The 23,304-nt window shown below is 33.3% G+C and carries 17 protein-coding genes; 3 read left to right on the forward strand and 14 right to left on the reverse strand.

Annotated features, from left to right (window positions below):
* Positions 1 to 11 precede the first annotated feature (11 nt).
* Complete coding sequence (locus tag O5O44_RS06450; RefSeq protein WP_237714671.1) at positions 12 to 518, forward strand: hypothetical protein; 507 nt, start codon at positions 12 to 14, stop codon at positions 516 to 518.
* Between the two features lie 14 nt (positions 519 to 532).
* Here the strand turns inward: O5O44_RS06450 and O5O44_RS06455 are convergent, their stop codons facing one another.
* The 11 genes from O5O44_RS06455 to lysA all read right to left on the reverse strand — a co-directional run bounded on the left by O5O44_RS06455 (position 533) and on the right by lysA (position 13,304).
* Positions 533 to 1,831, reverse strand: coding sequence for an APC family permease (locus O5O44_RS06455; RefSeq protein ID WP_289196217.1), 1,299 nt, complete (start codon positions 1,829 to 1,831; stop codon positions 533 to 535).
* Between the two features lie 10 nt (positions 1,832 to 1,841).
* Positions 1,842 to 3,026 (reverse strand): acetyltransferase domain-containing protein, encoded by a 1,185-nt coding sequence (locus tag O5O44_RS06460; protein WP_289196218.1) that lies wholly within the window; start codon positions 3,024 to 3,026, stop codon positions 1,842 to 1,844.
* Between the two features lie 17 nt (positions 3,027 to 3,043).
* Positions 3,044 to 4,459, reverse strand: a complete 1,416-nt coding sequence (locus O5O44_RS06465; RefSeq protein ID WP_289196219.1) for an MBOAT family O-acyltransferase — start codon at positions 4,457 to 4,459, stop codon at positions 3,044 to 3,046.
* A 2-nt stretch (positions 4,460 to 4,461) separates the two neighbouring features.
* The gene (locus O5O44_RS06470) at positions 4,462 to 5,499 is read right to left on the reverse strand and encodes a hypothetical protein (protein WP_289196220.1); all 1,038 of its coding nucleotides are present in this window, start codon (positions 5,497 to 5,499) and stop codon (positions 4,462 to 4,464) included.
* Between the two features lie 6 nt (positions 5,500 to 5,505).
* Positions 5,506 to 6,345, reverse strand: coding sequence for a nuclear transport factor 2 family protein (locus tag O5O44_RS06475; RefSeq protein ID WP_289196221.1), 840 nt, complete (start codon positions 6,343 to 6,345; stop codon positions 5,506 to 5,508).
* Between the two features lie 42 nt (positions 6,346 to 6,387).
* A complete protein-coding gene (locus O5O44_RS06480; RefSeq protein WP_289196222.1) occupies positions 6,388 to 6,900 on the reverse strand; it encodes a RidA family protein in 513 nt (170 codons plus the stop codon).
* A gap of 99 nt (positions 6,901 to 6,999) precedes the next feature.
* Positions 7,000 to 7,950, reverse strand: coding sequence for a nuclear transport factor 2 family protein (locus O5O44_RS06485; RefSeq protein WP_289196223.1), 951 nt, complete (start codon positions 7,948 to 7,950; stop codon positions 7,000 to 7,002).
* A 45-nt stretch (positions 7,951 to 7,995) separates the two neighbouring features.
* On the reverse strand, positions 7,996 to 8,934 hold the full coding sequence (locus tag O5O44_RS06490) for an NAD-dependent epimerase/dehydratase family protein (RefSeq protein ID WP_289196224.1): 939 nt from the start codon (positions 8,932 to 8,934) through the stop codon (positions 7,996 to 7,998).
* A 253-nt stretch (positions 8,935 to 9,187) separates the two neighbouring features.
* A complete protein-coding gene (locus tag O5O44_RS06495) occupies positions 9,188 to 11,071 on the reverse strand; it encodes a sensor histidine kinase (RefSeq protein WP_289196225.1) in 1,884 nt (627 codons plus the stop codon).
* Positions 11,072 to 11,090: 19 nt separating this feature from the next.
* Positions 11,091 to 11,834, reverse strand: a complete 744-nt coding sequence (locus O5O44_RS06500; protein ID WP_289196226.1) for a LytR/AlgR family response regulator transcription factor — start codon at positions 11,832 to 11,834, stop codon at positions 11,091 to 11,093.
* A 234-nt stretch (positions 11,835 to 12,068) separates the two neighbouring features.
* Entirely contained in the window at positions 12,069 to 13,304 is a 1,236-nt protein-coding gene (gene lysA, locus O5O44_RS06505; RefSeq protein ID WP_289196439.1) for a diaminopimelate decarboxylase, read from the reverse strand.
* Between the two features lie 190 nt (positions 13,305 to 13,494).
* Between lysA and sucC the strand changes: the two genes are divergently transcribed.
* Positions 13,495 to 14,685, forward strand: coding sequence for an ADP-forming succinate--CoA ligase subunit beta (gene sucC, locus O5O44_RS06510; protein WP_289196227.1), 1,191 nt, complete (start codon positions 13,495 to 13,497; stop codon positions 14,683 to 14,685).
* A 53-nt stretch (positions 14,686 to 14,738) separates the two neighbouring features.
* Here sucC and O5O44_RS06515 read toward each other — a convergent pair whose 3' ends face one another.
* Complete coding sequence (locus O5O44_RS06515; protein ID WP_289196228.1) at positions 14,739 to 15,092, reverse strand: DUF1456 family protein; 354 nt, start codon at positions 15,090 to 15,092, stop codon at positions 14,739 to 14,741.
* Positions 15,093 to 15,464: 372 nt separating this feature from the next.
* Between O5O44_RS06515 and O5O44_RS06520 the strand changes: the two genes are divergently transcribed.
* On the forward strand, positions 15,465 to 15,878 hold the full coding sequence (locus O5O44_RS06520; RefSeq protein WP_019388136.1) for a hypothetical protein: 414 nt from the start codon (positions 15,465 to 15,467) through the stop codon (positions 15,876 to 15,878).
* A gap of 86 nt (positions 15,879 to 15,964) precedes the next feature.
* On the opposite strand, the gene uvrB is transcribed toward O5O44_RS06520, so the two are convergent.
* Positions 15,965 to 17,968 carry an excinuclease ABC subunit UvrB gene (gene uvrB, locus O5O44_RS06525; RefSeq protein WP_289196229.1) on the reverse strand — a complete coding sequence of 668 codons (2,004 nt, stop codon included), beginning with the start codon at positions 17,966 to 17,968 and terminating at the stop codon, positions 15,965 to 15,967.
* An 86-nt stretch (positions 17,969 to 18,054) separates the two neighbouring features.
* Complete coding sequence (locus tag O5O44_RS06530) at positions 18,055 to 23,244, reverse strand: FIDD domain-containing protein (RefSeq protein WP_289196230.1); 5,190 nt, start codon at positions 23,242 to 23,244, stop codon at positions 18,055 to 18,057.
* Between the last annotated feature and the right edge of the window lie 60 nt (positions 23,245 to 23,304).

The following is a 23,304-nucleotide window of genomic DNA, read 5'->3' on the forward strand; positions in this document are numbered from 1 at the left end:
ACACCTTTGTTATGGCTCAGAACGAAGAAAAACTGCCCTTTTATCAAATACCAGATTACGCTGAAACTTATACTCCTGGAACAGTGGCTTCAAGAATGGTTGATGGGTTAGGATTTCGATATTATTGGGCTACTGAAGGTTTAAAGCCTGAGGATTTAAACTATAAACCGAGTGAATCGGGACGAACTTCAAAAGAAACGATTGCTCATATTTTTGGACTTTCTAATTTTATTTTAAAATCAATTTCTTCAGATTTTAAAGCTTTGGAGGCTGAAGACATGACGTTTCAAGAACAAAGAAAGCAAACATTGCTAAACTTTCAAAAGGCTTCAGAATTACTAAGAGGAACAAATGATTTATCAAAATTCGATAATGAAAAATTCCCGTTTTGGAATCTTATAAATGGGCCAATTTCAGATGCGCTGTGGCATTGCGGACAAGTAGTTATGTTGAGACGTGCTTCTGGTAATCCGTTTAATTCTAAAGTTAGTGTGTTCTCTGGAAAGTTAAGAGAATAGTGAGTTCATCTTTTTTATCCTTTCCTTCTAATAAATCTCATAATTAAAAAGATTAAGCTTAAAATTGAAATGACTATTCCAGTTACTGCCATTTCATTTGTTGATAGATTTGATAAAAAATACAGAATAGTGGCAATAGCTACAATTGGTACGGTCCAACCTCCAGGAATTTTAAAACCTTCATAAGAATCTTTTTCAGATTTACGTAATTTGATTACAGACAAGGCTACACCTAAATAGAGGATTAGCATAGAACTACTGGCAATAACTGCAAGTTGTTCGAAACTCCCAGATATGGCTAAAATGAAGCCGATGGTTGCATATACAATTATGGCGACATAAGGTGTTGCAAATGATTTGTGAATTTTAGATAATGCTTTTATAGGTATAACGTTATCTCTTGAAAGGGCGTAAACTATTCTTGGGCTATTTAATATAGTGCCACTCATATAACCAAACATAGAAATGACGGCACCAATAATTAACAGCGTATACCCAAAAGAACCCATAACCACCTTAGCGGTTTCTGCTAATGGTGCTGCCTTAAAATCTGGTAAATCAGATCCCATAACACCTTGAGAAACCGTTTGAATTAATACATAGACAACAACTACTGTTGTAATACTTATTAATATAGCTCTAGGAATTGTACGTTTAGGATTGATGACCTCACCACCAACAATAATACCAGTTTCACACCCTTGAAAGGCAAAAAATAATATAAGCGATGTTTCACCAAGCGTTTTAATACTTGGCATATTTTCAAAATATAAATTACTTATTGAAACATCTTTAAAACCTATAACAATAAGAAGTAGTAGTGGTATGAGTTTCATTAGTGTGTTAAATTTCACTAAGCCAATACCTTGTTTCAGGCCAATAACATTTATGTACACCATGCCATAAAACAATATAAAAAGGAACACAAACCGAGGTAAACCTTCTGCGAAAATCGGGTATGCAGAACCAATAACATTAACTAAAGCATTGGATACTGCCGCATCTGCAAACAAATTACTTCCAATGGCAAAAAAGCCTGCAATAAAACCGGCATAATCTCCAAACGCGGTTTCTATATACGTATAAGGACCGCCAGTGTTGGTCACTTTACTGCCTGCTTCTGCAAAGCATAGCATAATCATTGCCATTAATAAGCCGCAAAAAAGGTAAGCAATGATGCTTGAAGCTCCCATATAGCTGGCTACAATGGCAGGAAGTACAAATATACCAGACCCAATTATAATATTAACGATGTTTGCTGATAAGCCTAATACGCCAACTCGCCTTTTTAATCCTTCTTCTTTTTGAATCATAGTTTCCTTATTATAAATAGCTTAACCACCATTTGTCTTTATTATTAGCTTTGTAAATCATGTATTTTTTGCTCGGAAAATATAGGAGTGCAATAACTCCAATCCAAACTAAATATACCACAAATAGTGAATAACCGTAGTCTAGAAGCTTTGCGTTATTAAAAACATCTACAGTAATAATCATGTTTTTCCAATTACCGCCAAAAATAAGCATACCTATTATGGCCAAAACGTGAATAACAAGGACATGTATGAAGTAAAAAAAGAAGGGCACACGTCCAAAGACTAGTAAGAAGTCGGTAATTTTATTTTTCACACGTTCTATACCATATAAAAATAAAAGTGCAGGTCCTATGGTAATTAACAAAAACGAAAGGGAAGGTGGGTATTTGGTTACTTTAAAAAATGATAAAATAGTCTTTGTAGTGGTAGCCTGTTCTGTCCATGGGACTAAATCTCCATAAACATTTAACCCTCTAACAACAAAAAATAAAAGAATAGCTCCAAGACCTAGGCGTAGTAACCATTTTTTTCTTAAAGCAGCATCAAAATCTTTGTTATAAAACGTTCCAAAGCAATAACCCAAACTTATTAATCCGACCCACGGAATTATGGGATAAACAAAGGCTATCATTCTGCCATTCTCAAAACTTACAAATTGAAATTGGTGCAATATATACCATAAGATAGACGTAAAACTTTTGCCTTGAAGCACAATTCCATCTAACAAATTATGGCATGCAATTAAAATTACACCAATCAGTAACAGTAGTTTTTTTCGGAGGTAAATAAGAAAAGATAAAAGTATCATACATAGGCCTATAGCCCAAATAACTTGAAGCGCAATAAATTCATAATTAATATTAAACCACCAAAATAAATTGTTTAAAACAATCTCTAAAAAAACTAACCACAACCCTCTTGTTAAAAGGAATTTAAAAAGTTGGGACTTTGATTTTTTACTACCATATAAAAATGCAGAAGTCCCTGCTAAGAATATAAAAACCGGTGCGCAATAGTGTGTTATAAATCTAGTAAAAAACAAGAATGGTGTTGTTGTTTCAAGATTGGTTGGGTCGTTAAAAAACGCTCCATAATGAAAATAATCTCTAACATGATCTAGCGCCATAATTACCATGACAACACCTCTTAATACATCAATAGATTCAATTCGGGTTGATTTTATGATACTCATGCAACTAATTTAAGTGTTTAAAATTGAAAATAAATAAATTGTTCGCCGCTGCCTTGTGCAATAACGATTAAAAAAAACATGATTGCCCAAACAACACCCAATACCCACGTTGGTGTTTTTAAAGATACTTCTTTCATTGAAGTATTTCGCATGATCCAATGGCATAAAAATAAAAGACTTATAACTATTGATACTTTAATTATATCGAATGATTGAAGAATTTTGGAACCATCTTGGTTTAAATAAAACATAGATTTTATCATGTTCCAAGCGGTTTCAAATTCTCTAGCTCTAAAAAACACCCATGTAATATTAACGCATGAAAATGTGATGAATGCTAAAAAAACACCATTCCATTTGGTTATTTTAAATGGTAAATATTGCCGTTGCAGTCGTTCTAAAATTAAATAGGTGCCATGTAAACCGCCCCAAACAATAAAAGTCCAAGCTGCTCCGTGCCATAAACCGCCTAACAACATAGTTAGCATCAACGCTACATACATTCTAGTAATTCCATGTCGATTTCCTCCTAATGGTATGTATAAATAATCTTTTAACCATGATGATAATGAAATGTGCCAACGTTTCCATAAGTCAGAAAATCCAAGCGATGCATAAGGGTATCTAAAGTTGTCTGGTAGAATGATTCCTAACATTAAAGCGATTCCTATTGCACAGGTTGAGTAGCCTGCAAAATCGAAAAATATTTGTCCTGAAAAAGCAACGGTTCCTATCCACGCATCAACACCATTGAGTATTTTGCCAGCGCCAAAAACAGTATCTGAAGTATCAGCCAATAAGGTATCAGCCATTACTACTTTTTGAAACAAGCCGATGGTTAATAAAAACAATCCCCAAATAAATTGATTAGCCGTTGCTTTCTTTTCTTCGTAAAACTGAGAGATTAATTCTTTTGCTCTAACAATTGGTCCTGCAACCAATTGAGGAAAAAAGGTAACGTATAATGCGAAATCTAGAAAAGTTCTAGCTGGTTCAATTTTTCTCTTATACATGTCAATGGTATAAGACATGGTTTGAAACGTGTAAAAGGAAATACCCATTGGTAAAATAATATCCATTGGTCGCGCCTGAAAATCTACCCCAAAAGCATTCATAAGAGCGACAAAGTTTTCAAGTATAAAATCGCCATATTTAAAAAATGCTAAAAATCCAAGATTAACAAACATGCTTAGCAGTAACCACATTTTTCGTTTCTTTTGGTTCTCCTCAATAGCAAGCTTTTTACCTGCCGTCCAATCTACAACTGTTGAAATCCAAAGTAAAATAACTAATGGCGGATTCCATAAGCCATAAAACACATAACTCGCCAAAAGAAGCATTCTCTTTTTTCCAGTCCAACTAAATAGTTTTAAATAATAAAGTGCTAAAACTACAACTAAAAATACTACGAAGCTTAATGAATTAAATAACATAACTAATTGGTGTTAGAGTTAGTTAATGCGCCATCAGATTTCATAATTTTAATAAGCTCTCTGGTAAAAAACTGAGCATCTTTTACAGCTAAATGAGACCACTCAGGTAAAAATAAATTTTGAAATTTAGGGTAGTCAAGATAATTATAAGCTTTCGCTCCCGATTGTTCAACAAGGACGTTCCAAAACGCTTCTCTCGGAAACCCTTTACTTTCAACCATTTGAAAAAGACCTGATGACGGGCACCTTATTAAAATGAGGTTGCCACCTCTTGCTTTGAATTTCTTAGCTAATTCAGAAAATGCAGCAATTGTTCCGTCTTTATCTGGTGGTGGATGGTCGCCTGATAAAATAGCGGTCCATACTTTTTTTACGGTGTTGGCATATGCTGTGTCGTTTTCCATTCGTTTGGTCATTTTCATATGCCTTTCTAAAGTAATGTCTTCAAAATTGTTGAAGGGCGGATAAATTGGACCTCCACGTTCGTCTGGATTTAAATTTTTTAGTAGTGTTTTTAAATCCACATCAGAATCCCAATTTTCATCACCATCACGAATAAATGCCAAACTTTTTTGAAGCGGAACCGATAACTTATGGTTAATACGTTGTGCGTAGGTTCTATTATAATAGTAATCAACTAGTGTTTGAGATCGCTTCATAAACTCCGCTTCAGGATATGTTGTAGCGAATAGTAACGGAGGTGTAACGCCTACTAAGAGTGTTCCACTAAAATCGGTGTTATCTACAATATCTTTAAAAACAGGAATAGGCGATGCCCCTTGTGTGGCTAACATAACTGGGTCGGTGTTGGTTTCTGTTTTCCAAATATCTAATTGTAAGTCATATAAAATCCTGGAAGAACCTATAATAGCTACTGTGTTTTCTTGGCTATTTTCTAATTTCGCTCTTTGATTCGCCCAAAGGTTTTTATTATCGTCGATATTTGGGTGATGACCTTGCGAGCGCCAATAAAGCTCCCATGCAGTTACTGATAGAAATCCTATAGTTACTGCAATTATGAGTGATTGTTTTAATTGCATGACGGTTTATTTTTTTTCTGCTTCGGCGAGTTTTTTGGTATCTACGTATTGCTGAAAAGCAATTACTTTTCCGTCATTTATTGTCCAGAGGTGAGCTGCCTGTGCATTATAAGTTTTACCACTTTCTTTATATTTGGCATCATAGCGCAATGTTGCCAAAACTTTGTTATTGCTCATTTCATGCAATGTAATATCAGCGAGTTTAAAATATTCATGGTCTTCACCAACACGTGCAAAAACACCGTTTAAAACAGCATCTGGACCAATGTAAGGATTACCATCTGCCATTTTATTACTTTCTGCTTCATTCCAGACTATTTTAGAATCAAACCGGCTTAATACTGCTGGAATATCGCCCTCTGAAAATGCTTTATACATTGCATCAACTATGGCTGCATTTTTTTGAGGTATGGCATAGCGATAGCTTTTAAAAATTTTCCAATTGCCTTTTACCTTTTTTAATGTGTTTACAAATTGCCCACTTTGTACAGCTTTTGGTTCTTCAATTTTACTAAATACAAAAGAGCCACTAACAAACATAAAACCTTTTTTTAACACCGTTTCATCAATCGTTTTTAAGGTAATATTATATTTTCCAGCATTAAATGTGGCACCATATTGAGCTTTTATGGCATCTAAACCAGATACCATACTACCGTCTGTATTTTTAATTGAGGCATCTTTGGTATACAATTCATCTATAAAATCTAGATTCTCAGTATCTATCAACGTGATATATTGTTGGTGCATTCTTTCTACGTCTACATTTTGAGCATGTACATAAAATGAACTCGGTGCGCTGATTGAGACAACAAATAATAGCAGTATGTTTTTAAGATTTCTCATGATTTTAATTTTTGGTTGGTTAATAGTTTTAGTGATAATTTGTTATTTGGCTTTATGTGCTTCTAATTCAATTTCAATCATAAATTCGGGAATTGCCAATTCTTTTACACCCAACCAGGAGCCTGTTGGGAATCTTCCTTTGTAAATTTCATTTCTATATCCTGCAACTTCGAGAAACTGGGGCATGTTTGTGGTAAAAACATTTTCTACAATCACATCATCAAAAGTGCAACCATAATGTTTTAAGATTTTCTCCAAATCGGAATAACAGTTTTTCATTTGCTGTTCTATATCCCCAATTGCTGTGGGGTTTCCTTCATCATCCATACTTACGGCTCCAGATATTTTAATGTCATTTCCAATTTTAACAGCGTGCGAATAGCCGTAAGCTTTTTCAACTTCTGGACGCAGTAGGAAGAAATCCGGTCCTTCAGGCGTTGTTTCAACTACTTCAACTTCTTTAATTTCCTCTTGTTTGGTTTGGTTGCATCCTAAGAAAATCGTGCAAAGAATGATTGATAACAAACCTAATTTTAGTTTTTGTGTTGTTTTCATTATTTAAATGGTTTGATTTATGATAACGAGTTTCGTTAAAGGGAATAAAACTAAAAGACAGCCAATACGGCTTGGCTGTCTTTTGGTATAGTATGAAGCTTACTTCGCATCTAGTAAAGATTGACTGTAATAAATCATGTGCGATGTAATTTTACCATCTTTATCAAAACTGCTACTTGCATGAAGAGGTAGTTCTAATTCTTTTTTATCAGATTTGCGTATTAAATGATAATTCCACCATGAAAGCACCTCACGACCGTTACTCATTTCATATTCTAAATAATCTGGGTATCCAATCATATCAAGACTTACAATTTCAAAATTATCCAAGAATCCTTGCCAGCGCGCTCTTGCTTCGGTTTTATTGTCCGATTCCCCGAATTTCTGATGAATAGTGCTGAAAGTAGCATCATCACTAAAATAACTTAAGCATTTGTCTAAATCTGATTGTTCGAAAGCATAAAAAGCGTTACGAACCGTGTTGATATTATCATGATGATTGTAAATTGTGCCATTCGTTCTATTTCCATAGCTAGCTCCAATCTCGTCGAAAACACTTTGGTTAGTATAATTTATAAGAGTTTGTATTTTATTGTCTTTATTCACAACATAAAGTCTGTGCATGGGCATATTAACTTTTACTCCAGTTTTTTTGTGAACACCTTTAATGTCTTCCCAGGTTTGTACCCAAACCTCGTTTTTGTCGTTGTCTTTTTTGTACTCAATAGCGTCTGGATATGCACCTTTAGTACGTACTATTGAAAAATAATCTAAAGCTTTGTTCCAGCCAATGGCGCCTCCTGCAAACGAAGCCTTGTCTCGACCTTTTTGTTTTGTGGCTGTGCTTACACCATTATAAACTTTAAAGTCATCTGCTAAATAGCTAGCCACTTTTGTAGAATCGCCTGCAACAAATGCTTTTGTCATGGCTTCAACTGTTACAATTGCTGGATGATCGATATAAACAGTACCGTTTGATTTTTTTTGAGCATAAATGCTCGTGATGCTTAAAAGAAAAGCGAGAATTGGTAATAAAGTTTTTGTTTTCATTTTTTCTTGGTTTTAAGTTATTTGTTAATAGAGTTATTTTAATACTCATGTTGAGTAATGGTTTAATGTGGATTTTATAGGTTTAAATTGAATACCTAAATCGGTTTTAGCTAAATCATTTTTATAAACAATGCTTGGTTTTTCATTAGGTTGATCATTATTAAGCATTGCTTGCATATCAGATATTTTATAGGTTTCACTGCTCAGTAAATAATCTTTACCATGAAGGCCCAACGTAGTCGCAAGTTTGTAAATGGCGTTGGCAACATCTTCTACATCCACCAGTGCAAAAGGCACATCGTTTTCGTATAATGCTTTCATAAAGTCATTTGGAGCCATATTATTTTTAATCAAAAATTGTAAACCATTAGAAGTAGAATCTTCTCTTTTAGAAAGGGCTTTTCCCATGACTGCTACTGGAGAAACAGTACTAATTTCAAAATGCGTATCTGGATTATTTTGAATAAATTTTTCAACGGTTTTGTTAGCTATGAATTTTGCTTGAGCATAAGGATGACTTTCAGTGCTCATAAACCTAGTTCCTTGTTCATCAATGGTATCAGTAAAACTTTTGCCCTCAGGCGGAAAAGGAAAATTTGTATTCCATCCGGCAACTGAAGCTATAAAAACTGCTTTTTCGATACTTGGTGTTGTATTGACGATGTCTAAAAAATTTTCAGTGCCTGTAATGGTTGGGTCGAATAATTCGGTTTTTGGATCTTCAACATCTAATTTAAAAGGTGTGCCGCCATGAACAATTATATCACAATCACTTACAAAATCTTTTAATGCGGACTTATCTGTAACATTCAGCTCACTTATGTAAAGATTTTCAGAATTTTTAAGTGTCATTAAATGTTCATACTTGTCTTCACGAGAAATATCCGTTGTTGAAACTTTTACTTGATACCCATGTTCTAGAAATTTTTTTGTGATGTAGCTACCAATAAAACCTGAGCCTCCTATAATACCTGCTTTTTTCATTTTATTATTGAATTAAAAAAAACCTACAAAATTGAAGTTGACACATATCAAAATCAAATAATGTAGGTTTAGTTTTGATTGGTTGGTTTGAAAAATCGACTAACTAAATAGTTTAAATTTTTACATAATTTCTGATTATAAACAATGTAATAAAAGCGATAGCGGACGAAACGGATTAAATAATGTCCAAAGGATAGGTTTTTTTTATCGAAAGGCCTTTTTTAGATTTTCTTAAAAAGTAAAACAGAGACTCTTATGAAGAATGTTTGAGTTGAAAATCGAAAATAAAAGTTGTACCGTTTTTATTTATCTCTGTCATGGTACCATTTAATTGACGAGTGAGTAATGAGACAAGTTGCGAGCCAAAACCAGTACCTTTTATGACATCAGATTTACCTTGACCATTATCAGCAACTTCTAAATGAAGTATATTATTGTTTTGTTTTTGAAGTTTAATAGTAACAGTTCCTTTGTTATTTTCAGGAAATGCATATTTAACGGTGTTGGTTAATAGCTCATTAATTATTAAACCTAACGGAACAGCTGTATCAATATCTAAGTTTAATTGATTCATAGCTAAATTTAAACTTACCTTATTTTCTGCACCTAAACTATCTAAAATACTTTCACTTAAGTTTAGAAAGTAATCTTTCATTTCAATGGCTCCAAGGTTTTTGCCTTGATAAAGTTTTTGGTGTACGATACCAATTGAATTTACTCTATTTTGACTTTCTAACATGGCTTCTTTGGTGTTTAAGTCTTCTATTTGAGCCGATTGTAACGATAGTAAACTAGATACCACTTCTAAATTATTTTTCACTCTGTGGTGCACTTCCTTTAATAATAATTCTATTTCAGCATTTTTTGCAGCCAGCAGTTTATTTCTTTTACTTCTGTTTCGATAACTTATAAAACCAAAAACAAGTAAGCCTAATAAAAGTGCAACAAAACCAAAACTAAGAGTTTGAATTAAACGTTGTTGAGTAATTTTAGTTTCTTGAATGGCAATGGTTTCTTCTTTCTTTTGCGTTTCATATTGGGTTAAAAGCTCAGACATTTTTGCATCACTTTCCATCGATGCTATACTGTCTCTTAGCGTATATGCTTTTTGTTTAAAATCTAAAGCAGATTTGTAGTTTCCTAACTTATTATAAATGGTACTTATATGATTATAATTTTCAATTAAATTCGAGTAGTCATTATTATTTTCTTGTAATGCCTTAGTTTGTAATTGGTAATTTAACGCGGTGTCGTAATCACCTAGGAGCATATTTACTTCCCCCAAATTTGCAGTTACGGTGTTGATAGCATTAAAATAATTAGATTTTTTTGCCAATACTAAACAAGATTCGTAACTCTTCATGGCATCTATATATTTCCCAAGTCTTTTGTAAGCATTTCCTATACCGTTGGTAACATCGGCTTGGGTTGGTAAGCCTAAGTTTTGTACTTGTGCTATAGCCAAAGCATCTTTATAATACTCAAGAGATTGGGCATAATTATTTTTTGCCATGGCAACATTCGCAGCGTTAAAAATAACATAGAATTTCTCTGAAGTTAAATTGTTTTCTTCTGCAATTTGAATTGCTTCTTCAGCATAATCTAAAGCTTCGTTTAATCGATTTTGCCTTGTTAAGTCTTCGGAAACTCGGGTTAAACCATCGCATATACCTTCCTTGTCGTTAAGGAGTTCCATTAATTTCAAACCAGAAATGTCTTTCTGTAACGCCTCGTCTAAATTGCCAATTTTTTTATCAACCCATGACAATTTAAATAGTGTAGTGGCTTTTCCTCTTTTATTGTCAACAGCCTCATAACCTTTTACAGCTTTATTAAAAAATATAGTGGCCGAATCTAATTGTAACAAATTGGCATGCATCCTGCCTTGCATTTCGTAAAATTTTGGTCGCCAGCTTTTATCGTCTATTTCTTCAGATAATTTTACGCCTTTCTTAGCAAATTTTAAGGCTTGCGCCATATCTTTATTAAAAGCAATATCTACCATTTGGTTGATAATTTCGAGTTGCTTATTTGGTTGTTGCTCTGAGTTTAATTGTTGCTGAAGATCGTTAATACTTGTTTCTTGACTATATCCTATAAAATGAATAATTGATAGTAGGAATAACAGTTTTTTCATAATTGAGAGAAGTTATGAATTATACTTTTTGGATAAGTTGAAGTAATTGTTTTTTTGAATCTGAACTTATTGGAATGGCTTTTTTTGATATAACAATGTGGGTATTAGCTATTTCATCAATATTTGAAAGGTTAACTATAAATGATCTGTGTACCCTTATAAAATGATGATCGGGTAACTTATCATCCATATCTTTTAGGGTAGTGGTTATTAAATATTCTTTGTCTTTACAATGAATCCGACAATAGTTTCTTTCAGCTTCAACATAAAAAATGTCTTTGATGTTAACACGAACCATTTTTTCATGGTGACGTACAAATATGCAGTCACTCAATATAAAAGGATTCGCTTTTTCTTCGGTTACTGGAATTTCTACATCTTTTTCAAATTGCATTCTATTTATTACCAACTCTATTGCGCGTTGTAAGTCTAATTTCTTAAACGGTTTTGATATAAATGCATAAGGATTTGTAGATTTTGCTTTATTAAAATGGGCATTATCGGCATTGGCGGTAACATAAATTATTGGAATATTATAGTCTTCTTGTATAATTTCAGCAGTATTAATGCCTGTAAGATTTCCTTTTAAATTAATATCCAGTAAAATAATATCAGGTTGGTTTTGCTTTATTTGATTCAAAGCTTCTTCGCCAGTGGGAATAAGACCAATTACATCATACCCTAAGGAAGTAAGTTGCAGTGACATGTTTGCACCAATTATCATTTCATCTTCAACAATCAATATTTTTATGGGTTGATTCATTTTTTTATAGGTTATTGAAGAGTAATTAAAAAAATACGCCAAATGAATTTCAGAGATAGCATAAAAGTCTTTTTATTTAGTGTTAAAAAAAACTTAGGGAATAGTATAATATTAGATAAAATATTGAATATTAACAACTATTTTGAATAATATTTATGAAATAAGAAGAAAAAATAAAAAAATGCTTAACATTTGTTAAGCATTTTTGAAATTGTAATAATGAAATATAATAAGCTATTTTACTAACTGTTTTTTGGTTTTTGTAGAAAAATCCACTTCAATTTGGTTGTTCAGAATGTCTTCAAAAGATTCTCTTTTTCTAATAAGATGCGCTTTACCATTATACCATAATACTTCAGCAGGTCTGAATCTTGAATTGTAATTACTCGCCATAGAGAAACAATAAGCCCCAGCATTTTTAAAACTTAAAATATCACCTTCATTAATTTCATTAATTCGTCTGTTGTTACCAAAAGTATCTGTTTCGCAGATATAGCCAACTACAGTGTAAAAACGTTCACGTCCTTTCGGGTTAGAAATGTTTGAGATTTCATGATGAGAGCCGTAAAACATGGGTCTAATTAAATGATTAAATCCAGAATCTACTTGAGCAAATACCGTTGAGGTTGTTTGTTTAACCGCATTCACCTTAGTTAAAAAGTAACCAGATTCACTGACTAAGAATTTTCCAGGTTCAAAAGCTAAGGTTAATTCTTTACCGTATTCTTTACAGAATGCATTAAATCTTGCCGTTAATTTTTTGCCTAATTCTTCAATATTAGTTTCTATATCTCCTGGTTTATAAGGTACTTTAAAACCAGAACCAAAATCGATGAAATCTAAATTTTTAAATTGTTTTGCCGTATCAAATAATATTTCACTGGCGTATAAAAACACTTCAATATCTAATATATCACTACCAGTATGCATATGTATACCATTAATATTCATTTTGGTATTTTCTACTATTCTTAGTATGTGTGGTATTTGGTGTATTGAAATCCCAAATTTTGAATCGATATGTCCAACCGAAATATTGGCATTTCCTCCCGCCATAACGTGCGGGTTAATTCTAATACAAACTGGAATTTTAGGGTGTTTTGTCCCAAATTGTTCTAGTATAGATAGATTATCAATATTAATTTTAACACCTAATTTTGCAGCTTCTTCAATTTCATCTAATGATACGCCATTAGGAGTGTAAATAATTTGGTCTGGCGAAAAACCAGCAGCCAAACCTAATTGAACTTCCTGAATTGAAACCGTGTCAATACCAGATCCAAGCGACTTAAAAAGCTTTAAAATAGAAATGTTTGACAAAGCTTTAACGGCATAATTAAGTTTTAACTTCTTAACATCTTTAAAGGCATTGGTGAGTCTTTTATACTGACTTTCAATTTTACCAGCATCGTAAACATAAACTGGACTTCCAAAATCTTGTGCAATTTTAAGCAACTGATTATCTAACATAGTACTTCTAATTTTTGTCAAAGATATTTCTTTGAGTGAAAAAAAAAATAAATAAATAAAAAATTTTTAAAATTAAACATAATGTTAATTATTTAACAATAATTAATATTATTCAAGTTTTCGTAATTAAATATTAGGGTAAGTAAACGCTATTATATACATTTGTGAATCTTAAAACAGAAGTTAAATTATGAACTTACACGAATACCAAGGTAAAGAAATATTAAGCACTTTTGGAGTGCGTATACAACGCGGAATTGTAGCCCAAAATGCTCAAGAAGCTGTGGCTGCAGCAAAACAACTAACAAGCGAAACTGGCACAAGTTGGCACGTTATTAAAGCTCAAGTTCATGCTGGTGGACGTGGAAAAGGTGGCGGTGTTAAACTTGCCAAAAACCTTAAAGAAGTTGAAGAAATTGCTGGAAAAATTATTGGCATGGATTTAGTAACTCCACAAACTTCAGCCCAAGGTAAGCGTGTTCATCAAGTGTTAGTAGCTGAGGATGTGTATTATCCTGGAGAAAGTGAAACTAATGAATTCTATATGTCTGTTTTATTAAATAGAGGTACAGGACGAAATATTATTATGTATTCTACTGAAGGTGGAATGGATATTGAAACTGTTGCTGAACAAACACCACATTTAATTTTTACTGAAGAAGTTGATCCTGCTGTTGGTTTATTGCCATTTCAAGCAAGACGTATTGCTTTTAACCTAGGACTTTCTGGTTTAGCATTTAAAGAAATGTTGAAATTTGTAACTGCATTATACACAGCTTACGTGAAATCTGATTCTTCGTTATTTGAAATCAATCCTGTTTTAAAAACGAGTGATAATAAAATTATGGCAGTTGATGCCAAAGTAACTATAGATGATAACGCCTTATTCAGACATAAAAATTATGTTGATTTACGTGATGTACGTGAAGAAAGTGCTATTGAAGTTGAAGCAGGTGAACTAGGACTAAACTATGTAGACTTAGATGGAAATGTAGGTTGTATGGTTAATGGCGCAGGTTTAGCCATGGCTACAATGGATTTAATTAAACAGGCAGGAGGAGAGCCGGCAAACTTTTTAGATGTTGGTGGAACTGCAGATGCAGCTCGTGTAGAAGCAGCATTTAAGATTATCTTAAAAGACCCAGCGGTTAAAGCCATCTTAATTAATATTTTTGGTGGTATTGTACGTTGTGATCGTGTTGCACAAGGTGTTATAGATGCATATAAAAACATGGGTAACATTAATGTACCCATTATAGTGCGTTTACAAGGAACTAATGCAGATATCGCGAAGGAGTTAATTGATAATTCTGGTTTAGCAGTATTAAGTGCAACTGAATTTCAAGAAGCTGCAGATAAAGTTCAAGAAGTATTAGCTTAAATAGATATTGCAGAATAAGAATTCTGTAATTTGAAATAAAAAAAGAGCATCAATTATTTGATGCTCTTTTTATTTGTATTAGAATGTAATAAGCTTTTCTTTTTTTTAGGTTTTTTGTTTTTCGCTTTCGCGGAAGCTTGGTCTTTTTCCAATCTAGAATCGTTTTTGGATTGGTCTATTCTTTTGTCTGGCATTGGTCCTCTAAGGTGGATAACAAGACCATTTAAAAAATTCCGAAGTATTTGATCACCGCACTCCATATATTTTGGATGATCTTCTTTTCTGAAAAATGCCCCTAATTCACTTTTAGATATTCTAAAATCTACAAGTGCTAATATTTTTACAATATCATCATCCCGAAGTTTTAAAGCCACCCTTAATTTTTTTAAAATATCGTTATTTGTCATCGTAATTCTTTTAACGGTCTAAAGATACATGTATTTCATCGATTTTCATTCTTGCAGACTTCAAATCTAACGTTTTGTCTTTATTAATTGAGACACTAAAAATCCTGCTATTTTAAGAACTTAATTTTGCGTATCTTTAATTAAGTTAAAATGTTGAAAATCAACAATATGTATTCGTTTATTTTAACTTTTGAGTAAATAATAAAAATGTTGAATTGCATTTTTTTTGGATATAATAAATTAAATAATTGATGAAATTGTCAAAATCTACGATTAAATACCTATCCTTTTTCGATAAGTTACCTAATAACCACGATTATTAAAAGATGTATCTGCTTAACTTTATATTGTAATTAATTGATCCCTTCCATAATGATAAATAGAGTAGAAAAATTGAGTCTTCTATCAGAAATGATAGCATTCGCGAAATACGACAAGGATATTCGGCGAATCGAGTATAATTTCTTATTAGGAGTTGCAAAACAGTTAGATATCTCTCGAGAAGATTTTGAATATTTGTTAGAAAACCCAGTAACTTATACACATTTAAAATCTCATAGTGAGCGCATTGTTCAATTCCATAGATTGGTTTTGTTAATGAATATAGAACAAGAGCATAATGAGGATAATAACTCTGCTGGAGTAATTAAACTTTATAATTTTGGTTTGCGCATGGGTCTGAGCCATGAATCAATTACCAAAGTGCTTTATTTAATGGAAAGTTTTCCAAATAAAATTGTGCCTCCAGATGTTTTAATAGACATTTTTAAGACGCAGTATAACTAGTAGTTTCTCTTTAGATAGTTCTAAAGACCCTAATAATTTAGTGTTGATTATAATTTACAAGAGTAGATTACCGAAAAGCTAAAAGTTTATTCTTTTAGCTTTTCTAATTTTGTACGATAGTTTTTAATATCGTCTCTAAGTTTTGCTGCTACAATAAAATCTAAAGCTTTAGCAGCTTCTTCCATGAGCTTACGTTTTTCACGGATTTTCTTTTCTAATTCACCCTTACTTAAATATTCGCTTTCTGGTTCAGCAGCTTTTAGCGCTTCAAGTTCATAGCTGTATGTACTAACCGAATTTTTTGAAAGTGCGTTATCTAAACTCTTATTTAAAGCCTTTGGTGTAATGTTGTTTTTAGTATTGTAAGCAATTTGTTTTTCGCGTCTGTATTCCGTTTCATCAATAGTTTTTTGCATGCTTTTGGTAATTTTATCGGCATACATAATGGCTTTTCCATTTAAGTTTCTAGCGGCCCTACCAACGGTTTGTGTCAATGAACGTGCCGATCGTAAAAAGCCTTCTTTATCGGCATCCAGAATAGCTACTAACGATACTTCAGGTAAATCTAAACCTTCACGAAGTAAATTAACTCCAACCAAAACATCAAAAAGTCCTTTTCGCAAATCTTGCATAATTTCAACTCGTTCTAAAGTATCCACATCACTATGGATGTATCGGCATCGAATTTGAATTCTATCCAGATATTTAGTAAGCTCTTCCGCCATACGTTTAGTTAAAGTCGTTACTAAAGTGCGCTCATCGTTTTCAACGCGTTGTTGAATTTCTTCAATTAAATCATCTATTTGGTTTAAACTAGGTCGGACTTGAATTATAGGATCAAGTAAACCTGTAGGCCGAATGACCTGTTCTACATAAACACCATCAGTTTTTTGTAGTTCATAATCGGCAGGTGTTGCACTCACGTAAATGACTTGATTTTGCAATGCTTCAAACTCTTCAAATTTTAAAGGCCTGTTGTCCATAGCTGCTGGTAGCCTAAATCCATATTCCACTAGATTTTCTTTTCTACTTCTGTCGCCACCATACATAGCGTGTACTTGTGAAATGGTAACATGACTTTCATCAACAATCATTAAATAATCGTCTGGAAAATAATCTAATAAACAGAAAGGACGAGTTCCAGGTTGTCTGCCATCTAAATATCGCGAATAGTTTTCAATACCTGAACAATACCCTAATTCACGTATCATCTCTAGATCGAATTCTGTACGTTCTTTGAGTCTTTTGGCTTCTAAATGTTTGCCTATTTCTTTAAAATAATCATGTTGTTTAACTAAATCGTCTTGAATTTCTTTAATCGCCCCTTGAAGGATTTCGGGCGAAGTCACAAACATGTTTGCAGGATAAATGTTTAATCTATCATATTTTTCAACCACTTGATTGGTTTGAATGTTGAATGATTCTATATCTTCTATTTCATCACCAAAAAAATGAATTCTAAAGGCATCATCAGCATAACTGGGGAAAATATCAACAGTATCTCCTTTTATTCTGAAGTTACCATGATTAAATTCTCCTTCGGTTCTTGAATATAAACTTTGCACGAGTTGATGTAACAATTTTGTTCTGGAAATAACTTGATCTCTTTCTATTGTAATTACATTCTTCTGAAACTCAACCGGATTTCCAATACCATAAAGGCAAGATACCGATGCTACTACCAACACATCTCGTCTGCCAGAAAGTAACGATGATGTAGTACTTAAACGCATTTTTTCTATTTCCTCATTTATAGATAAATCTTTTTCTATATAAACGCCAGAAACAGGAATGTAAGCTTCAGGTTGGTAATAATCGTAATATGAAACAAAATATTCAACTGCATTATCAGGGAAAAATTGTTTGAATTCTGAGTATAATTGAGCAGCCAACGTTTTATTATGGGCTAGAACCAAAGTAGGTTTTTGTACTTCCTGAATCACATTAGCAACAGTAAATGTTTTTCCAGAACCTGTGACGCCAAGTAAGGTTTGGTATCTTTCTTTAGATTCGATTCCTTGAACGAGTTGTTTTATGGCTTGAGGTTGGTCGCCAGTTGGACTAAAATCCGATTCAATTATGAATTTCATATATCACTTAAATGCCAAAGTATTTTATTTGACTAAATTACTTAAAGTAGATGGATTTTGGAATTTAAGCCTTGTGAAATTTAGAATTATCGTTTTAATGTAAAGTGACCAGAAAATTGCCTGCCATCTTCAAGAAAAACTTGGAACCAATAATCATCGGTTGGTAAAATTGATCCATTAAAAGATCCGTCCCAGCCATCATAATCAACTAACAGCTGTTTTAATAGCTTGCCATATCTATCGTAAATCAGTACGGTGCTGTTAGATTGAAATCTAGCATCTACACCTTGTATTTTCCATGTATCATTAACGCCATCCCCATTTGGTGTGAAATATTTAGAATAGCCAACAACGGCAATATCTAATGTGGAAACTCCACAAATATCGTCTAAAACATGGATGGTGTAAAAACCTGGGCGAACATTATTAAAGAAAGGATTGTCTTGATAAACAATAAATGTTGAACCTTCTTCTTGTAATGCAAACTGATAATTTCCCGAACCGAGATGTGTCGTATTTATAGTTACTGAGTTGTTTTCAGAAAGATCAACAATTGTAACATCGTCCTGAGTAATGGTTGCGATTTCGGATGCATCAACATAAATTTCCTTAGATTTAGAACAGTTAGTTCCATCGGTTTTGGTTAATGTTATGGTATAAATGCCAGGATCTGATACTGTTATTATTCTATTATTTGAAAAAAATTGATTTGAAACCGTATTATCCAAACTTGTAAAAAACCATTCATAATCAAAAACCTCTGATGAATTGGCTTCAAAAGGCTCCAATTGAATGGAGAACGTTGGGTCTGATGAACAAACTAATCTTGGGCTTTCTACTTCAAATTCAGGTAACGGATTTACCACAAAATCTACCGTTGTTGATACTGAGCATGATGGGTTTATAGTGTTAAAAACTTCTACAGTAATAGTTTGATTTCCTGAGATAAATGGATCGGGTAGAGTAGGACTGTTGTTAACCTTAACACTATTTTCATCAATATAACTAAATCGAACGTTCATACCCGTTTGGTTTCCTAAAATAGTATTTGAAAATGTTGTTGTTACAAACGGAAAAACACCATCATCATCAACATCTCCTGCATTTCCATCGCATTCAACTTGAGCAGGAATAGTATTAACTATTACAGGCTGTTCATCTACAATAAAGTTAATTAAGGTCTCATCGAAACAAGCACCATCACGATCCTGAGTGTTGTTATTAGTCACTCTAACTATTATATTTTGATTTTCAGTTAAAAAATTAGGCTGAATAGGACTTACAACTTGAGTACCATCTGAATAAAAAAGTGGAGCGCCCGTTTCAGTATAATAGGTTATGTTAACATCTGCTAGGTTTTGGCCATTTAAAATATCGGATTCTAGTTGTGAAGTATCGAACGGAAAGTTTAAAATGGTATCAGTCATATCAATATCGCATTGTCTATCAAACTCAACAGGACTTGCAACAGGTAAGGCTTCAACATTTAAAATATTCGTGAGCTCTTTTAGACCTAAACAATTATTACCTAAATCACTTTTTACTCTTACCCATATTGTTTGAATATTGGGAGAGTTAGTGTTTTCGTGATTCGCAACATCCAATATTTCGTTATTTTCTAATTCGGCATCAATTATGCTTTCATAAAAATGAGTCGTAACGTTTATGGTATTAAATACATTGGTTTCAATGTCATCTTTAATAGCTGTCATATCAAAAATGGCAGTCCCATCGCGGTTATCAACACCATCATCACATTGAAACAACGGTTGTGCATTATAAGTTGTTAATACCGCACTACTTGGGTTTACCTCGAGTGTTAAAGGCACAATTCTATAGCAACCGTTTGAGTCTTCAACTCTTATCCAAATCGTTTCTGGTGTAAAGCCTAAAGCATCCTGATAGGCTTCCGGGGCTAAAATCGGGTTAGTATTATTGTTTGCGTCTGGTTCAGTTTCGAAATAGGTAAAAACTAAATTTTCTATTACAAAATTTGGGTTTATTTCAGATTTAATATGGTCTTGAGTTAAATTGAAAAAGGATTGCCCATCATTACTATCGTCATCACATTGATTATAAATACTAGGATTATTTGCAACCGGTAATTCATTGACTTCTAATAATGCAGCCTCAGAATATATGCCACAACTATTCCCACTTCTATCCAGTTTTACACGGAATTGAAAATTATTAAAAGTAGGTTGAATATTAGTTATAGTTAGCTCATCTGTTTGAGAACCGGAGTAAGTTGCATCATCAGTAATTAAAGCCCAAGTAGTACCACCATTGGTACTAATTTCCCATTGAAAAACTTCTGCTTCGGGAGATATAACTATAAAACTTTCTATTGATGCTTCGCATGCCACTAGATTTAAAGGTTGTTGCGTTATAGAAATAGGACTATGGGTTAAATAATCTGCATTTGGTATCGTGTAACCATCGCTGGCATTGGTAACTAATCCTAGTCCTGTAATAGAATCGGATACTAAATCTACTAAAACAGTTCCGTCACCTAAATAAGTATCCATATTTCCATCTGAGAAACCGGCCTCTATAACATCTGTACAATTATCGCCATCGCTATCTTCATCTATATAACTAAAAATACCATCGATATCTTCATCATTAAGTGCATATCCAATTTCATTACTATCGGGTGTGGTTTCGGCAAAATCTGTCCAACCGTTAATTCCAAAACCTGGGCCATCAACAATACCGTTTAAATCGGTATCGGAAAGCAATCCTAATTCACCTGTTTCAAACAAATCAGTAATCCCATCATTATCACTATCCAAATCGTAAAAATCTGGTATGGTATCACCATCAGTATCTAATGGGGCTATACTAGCATTGTAAATATCATCTAATCCGTCATTATTAGAATCCACACCAGACAAAGGAACATAGGTTCCTGTATTTTCAATAAAATCTGGGATACCATCATTATCGCTATCTAAATCGAAGGCATCTTTAATTCCATCAAAATCTGTATCTTTTTTATAGCACGATAAGGAAATGATGCCGTTAAATGTTGATGTCGCATTGCCATTTTCTAAAATATGAACAAATGATAAACCATCAACTTGATTCGCAAGAAACTCATATGGTGTCGTGCCATTTGGGGATGGATTAAATTTAAATCGTATTTCTGAACCAGAAAGCATAGTTACACCAGTTTCAAAAATACCATCGAAATTTGAATCTACTAATAGTCTGTCATCTGGGTCTACAAGTGTTATATTTTTATTTACAGGCAGTATTCTGGCTATAAAATATTCACCGTTGCTAGTGGAATGTACTGCTGAGATATCTTCTAAAAATTTGACATCGACAGATTCTGTAAATGATATACTGTAGTTATTTTCCGCTGATGAAGCTGGCGCTAATGTGCTCGTAATTTTACCTGCAGTGCTACCGTTAAATGTATTAGTACCACCATTACTATTTGATTGCATAAGAACGCCACTCGCAATGGTGTTATTGGTACTTGCGTCTTGAAAAATTAGCTGAGGCGTGTTAAGATTAGTTACGTTTATAATGACATCTCCTAGAGATTCTGTGCAATCGGGTATACCGTCGTTATCGTTATCAATATCAACGTTATCGATAATACCGTCATCATCCCTATCATCGGGACAAATACTTACAGGGATTTCTATAGACTCTAATTCTTCACCTGTACAAGTAATTATTCCAATTAATTTATAGGTGCCAGGTGCATTTGGTGTTAAACTTGCTGTAGACTCCATAAGATCAATAAACCCTGACCCGCTACCATCATCAAAAAGCCATCTAAAACTATCAAAGTTTTCTGCATTAGCGGCTTCTAAAGTTACATTTGGAATACAATTTCCTAGTGTTGCAAATTCTGCGTTAAAATTAATTTCTGGTGGTGATGGAAAACCTGAATAAAAACTTCCAGAAGTTGCGGCGCCACTATAGTTAAAGTATGCACAATACAACTCGTCATCACTTTCAACTGTAATATTGCCACTTATTCCCTTTATTTTATAAGTGATGTAATCTGCTTTTCCAGTTACAGCATTTACAGCACCTAAGTTAATATTTCCAGTTATAGAAGACGTCACTGTAACATTTGCGGTAGCTTTAGTCACTATTGTAATACCACCCTCATAAGGTGTAGATCCAATGTTATTTATATTGGCAATATTATCTAAATTACCTCGAGTTTCACAACTTAAAGGAGGTACAAAAAACATACCTTGGTTGGCTTCGGAGGGTGAGCCATTGTTATTTAGTCCTCCAACCCCTTGATATGCAAAAACGGTTTGGGAGGTTTCAACATACATGTTGCCATTACTGCTATAGTAGTTGCCCTCTATTACATAATACTCTCCAGCATCAATAGTTACTCCTGTAACATTTCCGTTAATATTTATAGAGGTGTTGTTTGTGTGGGCCACTAATAAAATGTTTTCCCAGTCATTTGTGCCATCGCCTCTAACAAAAATATATTCAGTACCAATTTTACTTAATCCAACTATTTGATCGATACCATAATCTCTTGCACCGCCAGTACCAAAACTTCCATTGGCAGAACCGCAATTCACTACAACTGGTTTGTCTGAACTCACCAGACATCCTATTAATCCATCGGTATTTATACTCGTATCATTACAATTAATGGCCAAGGTATAACTTTCACCTTCATCCAATGTGACGTTCACGGGTATTGGTCCACTGTAATTTTGAATGATAATACCATTTGGAAGATCACTGAAATTAACTTTAGTATCGTCTACTGTGGCCATGACAGAGACAAAGTTGAGGTAGTTGTCCTGCGGATTTTCACTCGTATAACTACCAATTCTAAAAATTGTATCTGGTGCAGATAGTCCTTTACTTACTAATGCACCTGCTTGAGAACCTGCATTCATTCTAACTGATACATAAATTACATCCTCAGATTCAATTATATATCCTTTATTAGTAGTTATGACACTCGATGAAGGCGAGGGTATAAACAATTGTGTATTACCTCCAGATCCTATTGATATTTCTGCAGGGTTTGAATTATTTACTACGCCCGTAATGTAATTCGCCTCTGGTTGGCCTATTGGTTTTATAGTATAAGGAACATCTATGTTTCTAGGCGTTGATAAGTAAATATACTGGTCTTGAGGAGTGGAACTACCCGAGTTGGCAAACGTTAGTGGCGGTATGTAGTGTTTTTTACTTAATTGTGCATAACCTCGAATACTACAAAGAATTAATAAACAAAATATAAATCCTTTAACGATAATATTATTCGTCATGTTTTAATATTAAGTAATTACCTTAATTACTAGTTGGAAAAACTAAAATATAATATTTAA

The sequence above is a fragment of the Algibacter luteus genome, assembly GCF_030344935.1.
Classification (GTDB): Bacteria; Bacteroidota; Bacteroidia; order Flavobacteriales; family Flavobacteriaceae; genus Arenitalea; species Arenitalea lutea.

Excerpts from the sequence above, each read along its gene's own strand:
- O5O44_RS06515 (WP_289196228.1), bottom strand. The coding sequence starts at position 15,092 with ATGACAAATAACGATATTTTAAAAAAATTAAGGGTGGCTTTAAAACTT.
- O5O44_RS06470 (WP_289196220.1), bottom strand. The coding sequence starts at position 5,499 with ATGCAATTAAAACAATCACTCATAATTGCAGTAACTATAGGATTTCTA.
- O5O44_RS06480 (WP_289196222.1), bottom strand. The coding sequence starts at position 6,900 with ATGAAAACAACACAAAAACTAAAATTAGGTTTGTTATCAATCATTCTT.
- uvrB (WP_289196229.1), bottom strand. The coding sequence starts at position 17,968 with ATGAAATTCATAATTGAATCGGATTTTAGTCCAACTGGCGACCAACCT.
- O5O44_RS06450 (WP_237714671.1), top strand. The coding sequence starts at position 12 with ATGGCTCAGAACGAAGAAAAACTGCCCTTTTATCAAATACCAGATTAC.
- O5O44_RS06500 (WP_289196226.1), bottom strand. The coding sequence starts at position 11,834 with ATGAATCAACCCATAAAAATATTGATTGTTGAAGATGAAATGATAATT.
- O5O44_RS06455 (WP_289196217.1), bottom strand. The coding sequence starts at position 1,831 with ATGATTCAAAAAGAAGAAGGATTAAAAAGGCGAGTTGGCGTATTAGGC.
- O5O44_RS06485 (WP_289196223.1), bottom strand. The coding sequence starts at position 7,950 with ATGAAAACAAAAACTTTATTACCAATTCTCGCTTTTCTTTTAAGCATC.
- O5O44_RS06490 (WP_289196224.1), bottom strand. The coding sequence starts at position 8,934 with ATGAAAAAAGCAGGTATTATAGGAGGCTCAGGTTTTATTGGTAGCTAC.
- O5O44_RS06495 (WP_289196225.1), bottom strand. The coding sequence starts at position 11,071 with ATGAAAAAACTGTTATTCCTACTATCAATTATTCATTTTATAGGATAT.
- O5O44_RS06530 (WP_289196230.1), bottom strand. The coding sequence starts at position 23,244 with ATGACGAATAATATTATCGTTAAAGGATTTATATTTTGTTTATTAATT.
- O5O44_RS06465 (WP_289196219.1), bottom strand. The coding sequence starts at position 4,459 with ATGTTATTTAATTCATTAAGCTTCGTAGTATTTTTAGTTGTAGTTTTA.
- O5O44_RS06475 (WP_289196221.1), bottom strand. The coding sequence starts at position 6,345 with ATGAGAAATCTTAAAAACATACTGCTATTATTTGTTGTCTCAATCAGC.
- sucC (WP_289196227.1), top strand. The coding sequence starts at position 13,495 with ATGAACTTACACGAATACCAAGGTAAAGAAATATTAAGCACTTTTGGA.
- O5O44_RS06520 (WP_019388136.1), top strand. The coding sequence starts at position 15,465 with ATGATAAATAGAGTAGAAAAATTGAGTCTTCTATCAGAAATGATAGCA.
- O5O44_RS06460 (WP_289196218.1), bottom strand. The coding sequence starts at position 3,026 with ATGAGTATCATAAAATCAACCCGAATTGAATCTATTGATGTATTAAGA.
- lysA (WP_289196439.1), bottom strand. The coding sequence starts at position 13,304 with ATGTTAGATAATCAGTTGCTTAAAATTGCACAAGATTTTGGAAGTCCA.